Origin of the sequence: Mesorhizobium sp. M7A.F.Ca.CA.001.08.2.1 (assembly GCF_003998455.1) — a bacterium.
Lineage (GTDB): Bacteria > Pseudomonadota > Alphaproteobacteria > Rhizobiales > Rhizobiaceae > Mesorhizobium > Mesorhizobium ciceri.
The window spans coordinates 1-3,076 of sequence record NZ_RZPW01000733.1 but is presented as its reverse complement, the minus strand read 5'-3'; the positions used below and the strand labels follow the sequence as shown (position 1 = coordinate 3,076).

Sequence of the window (3,076 nt, the reverse complement as noted above, 5' to 3'; positions counted from 1 at the left end):
ATCAGCCGGAACCAACTGATCCAGCGTTACCATCTCGAGCGCGGTCTGTTCAGGGGCGGGTCGCTTCAACATGACCCAGTGAATCAAAAACCCCCGGCAAATGCCAGGGGTTTGTCAGCAGCCTGAAAGCGCTGGCCTTGCGGTCAGCGCTTTTCTGTTTTGGGGCAGGGAAGCCCTTGGTTAGTTGGCAGTGCAGAAATGCTGTTCGCCGTCATTGCCGGTGAACGTGCCGGTACGGGAATTGAAGCTGCGGTAGCGGTCCGAGCAATATTCGTACCAGTCACGCGTCCACGGTTCGGCATAACGATTGGCGTAGACCACCCGCGGCTCCGCATAATAGCGGCGGACCGGGGCCGGGCGCACCACGACGTCACGATCGTAGTAACCGTCATCGTAGTAGCGGTCAGCGTCGGGCGGCGGGCGGTCATTGGCCAATGCGCCACCGATCAGCGCCCCGGCCGCGAGGCCGAGCACGCCGGCGGCAATGGCATCGCCATTGCCATGATGGCCATGATGACGGCGCCAGTCGCGCGCATTGGCGGCGGGCAAGGCCGTGAGCGTGGTGGCGGCCACGGCAGCGGCCAGGACGGCGGTTTTGAAAATTCGGTTCATGTCGGTCTCCTTCGTTCCGGCCCGTGCAGTTTCGGGGATGCGGTCCGGCTTTACCGAAGACTAATATGCGACCGTGGCTGAACGGGGGCTGAACGGATTTTAACGTGTTTATTCAAAACGGACGTCAAAAATCACAGGCTCTCAAGGGAGCGATCTGCCCGGGAGCGCCGGTTCGAAGCCGGCTCAGCCGACCGACAGGTTGACGGCCTTGGGACCCTTGCCGCGCTTATCCGGCTCGGTATCGAACGACACTTTCTGCCCATCCTCGAGGCCGGGAAGACCGGACGCCTGCACAGCTGAAATATGGACGAAAACATCCTTCGCGCCATCATCGGGCGTGATGAAGCCGAAGCCCTTGGCATGATTGAAGAATTTGACGGTGCCGGTCTGCGGCATGGGAAGCTCCTTTGTCCCATAAACTCCAGTCTCGGGCCGGCAAATGCCCGAGTGGAAATTTGTCCTTTATTTTAGCGTCATCGGCAAGAGAAAGTTTTGCGGGCGTCTAAAGCACGTTGCGGCATGCTTCGGGTCTTTGTTTTTATGCAAGTCGTTGCCCAGAACCCGGCCGCTTGGGCGACATCACTGGCCCGCGCCTTCGATAAGGAAAAGGCGCGACGAAGATCGCCGCGCCTTTCCAAATTCAGATCCCTCTCCAGGCCAGGTGCAGGCATGGAGCCTCCGTCGCACGTCTAAGTGACATGCGGCGCGCCGATGGCTCAGGCTGCGCGGAGGTTGACGGCCTTGGGGCCCTTGCCCATGCGGTCCGGCTCGACGTCGAAGGTGACCTTCTGGCCGTCAACGAGCGTGCGCAAGCCGGAAGCTTCGATCGCGGAGATATGGACGAACACATCCTTGGCGCCACCATCGGGCGTGATGAAACCGAAGCCTTTGGTCGCGTTGAAGAATTTAACGGTGCCGGTCTGGGCCATTGGGGAAACTCCTTCACCCGTTCAGTCTTTGGTGGTCCCGCCCGCCGCCTGGCGCAAAGGGCAGTTCCCGGTGGTTGCTTCGGCAGTCATGCATTGGCGCATGGTCAAACCCCCCGCCGAAAACGGGGCCGTCAGAGATTCACAGTATCGGGGAAAGGTCGTCCAAAACGTTCCGCTCTCCGGGTCGCAAATGCCCGAACACGGAATTTATCGCACGGAAACGTGATGGTTGCAAGATACCGCCGCGGGCCGCCGTACTGGCGCGTCCCGACGCATCAATCGACTGACCTGAGCATCGATGGGCTCGGCATAGGCTTGCTTGCCGGCCGGGTCATCGGCCAGAACCGGGCCACGAATGGGCCAGATGTCGAGGTGGCCGAGGAAGTCGACGCCGCCTACAGCCCCAGCGCGTTTCCGACTGAAAGGGCTGCAAACGGGGATTGCATTTGGCAAGGGAATGGCGAGGATCGGCAACCGGGGACGCGATCGTGGGAGATCATCATGAAATATCTGGCGGCAATCTTTTCGCGGCAGGGTTTTGTCATCCTGTTGCTGTCGGCACTTCTTGCCGCCTGCACCGTCGTCGTCGATGACGGACCAGGGCCGCGTCCGCGTCCGCCCCGGCCGGAACCGCAATATTGCAGCAAGCAGTACGAGCCGGTCTGTGCCCGGCGCGGCGGCGATCGCCAGACCTTCGCCAATGCCTGTCTTGCCGACCGGGCCGGCTACCGCATCGTGCGCGACGGTCCGTGCCGCGACGGTGGCGGCGGTGGCGGCGGCGGCGGTGGTGAAGAGCAGACGTTCTGCACCCGCGAATATGCGCCGGTGTGCGCGCGCCGGCATGGCGAGATGCGCACCTTCCCCAATTCCTGCGAAGCCCGTGCCGCGGACTATCGCGTCGTTGGCGACGGGCCGTGCTGAGAACGCTGCGCCTCGTTGAGGAAGACAATCATCAAGCCGTCGGTTTCACCGGCGACAGTCGGCGACGAACTCGGACGCGGGCATGGGTCTGGCAAACAGCCGGCCCTGGCCGTAGTCGACGTCGCGCGCCGCGAGGTAGTCGGCCTGCGCCTGCGTTTCCCCGCCTTCGGCAACGATCTTCAGCTTTAGTGTCTTGGCCATGTCGATGATATGCGCGGTGACGGAATTGGTGGCGGAATTCGTGCTGATCGTATCGATGAACGATTTGTCGATTAGGAGCGCATCGAGCGGCAGCCCCTCGAGATAGGACAGGCTGGAGTAGCCGGTGCCGAAGTCGTCGATTGCCACTGCGTGGCCAAGTTCGCGGGCACGAACGAGCGTTGAGCGGGCCGAGTTGATATCGATGAACGCGCGCTCCGTGGCCTCGAGCCAGATTTGCTGGGGCCGGATCGCGGTGTGCTGATTTGATCTTTCCGCACCGACGAAAGGACGAGACAGCAAGCGAAGCCTTGAACCTGCGGCGCCGATGGCCTAGATCGCCACAGGCGGATAAAACACGGTAGGTTTCCCATCAACAGAGATCAAAGACGAGCGGCGGGTGCGGGAGCCAGGTC

The 3,076-nt window shown here is 62.0% G+C and carries 4 protein-coding genes and 1 pseudogene; 1 reads left to right on the top strand and 4 read right to left on the bottom strand.

What is annotated here, in order from left to right:
* Positions 1 to 180 precede the first annotated feature (180 nt).
* The 3 genes from EN914_RS29905 to EN914_RS29895 form a co-directional block, all read right to left on the bottom strand.
* On the bottom strand, positions 181 to 612 hold the full coding sequence (locus EN914_RS29905) for a BA14K family protein (RefSeq protein WP_013530019.1): 432 nt from the start codon (positions 610 to 612) through the stop codon (positions 181 to 183).
* Positions 613 to 795: 183 nt separating this feature from the next.
* The gene (locus EN914_RS29900) at positions 796 to 1,008 is read right to left on the bottom strand and encodes a cold-shock protein (RefSeq protein ID WP_013530020.1); all 213 of its coding nucleotides are present in this window, start codon (positions 1,006 to 1,008) and stop codon (positions 796 to 798) included.
* 320 nt (positions 1,009 to 1,328) lie between these two features.
* Complete coding sequence (locus EN914_RS29895; RefSeq protein ID WP_006202520.1) at positions 1,329 to 1,541, bottom strand: cold-shock protein; 213 nt, start codon at positions 1,539 to 1,541, stop codon at positions 1,329 to 1,331.
* A 501-nt stretch (positions 1,542 to 2,042) separates the two neighbouring features.
* Here EN914_RS29895 and EN914_RS29890 point away from each other — a divergent pair.
* The gene (locus tag EN914_RS29890) at positions 2,043 to 2,462 is read left to right on the top strand and encodes a Kazal-type serine protease inhibitor domain-containing protein (RefSeq protein WP_013530021.1); all 420 of its coding nucleotides are present in this window, start codon (positions 2,043 to 2,045) and stop codon (positions 2,460 to 2,462) included.
* 45 nt (positions 2,463 to 2,507) lie between these two features.
* On the opposite strand, the pseudogene EN914_RS29885 reads toward EN914_RS29890, so the two are convergent.
* Positions 2,508 to 2,933, bottom strand: a pseudogene (locus EN914_RS29885) (EAL domain-containing protein); the annotation flags it as partial.
* Positions 2,934 to 3,076 lie beyond the last annotated feature (143 nt).

Coding starts and splice junctions, on each gene's coding strand:
- EN914_RS29905 (WP_013530019.1), bottom strand. CDS start 612: ATGAACCGAATTTTCAAAACCGCCGTCCTGGCCGCTGCCGTGGCCGCC.
- EN914_RS29900 (WP_013530020.1), bottom strand. CDS start 1,008: ATGCCGCAGACCGGCACCGTCAAATTCTTCAATCATGCCAAGGGCTTC.
- EN914_RS29895 (WP_006202520.1), bottom strand. CDS start 1,541: ATGGCCCAGACCGGCACCGTTAAATTCTTCAACGCGACCAAAGGCTTC.
- EN914_RS29890 (WP_013530021.1), top strand. CDS start 2,043: ATGAAATATCTGGCGGCAATCTTTTCGCGGCAGGGTTTTGTCATCCTG.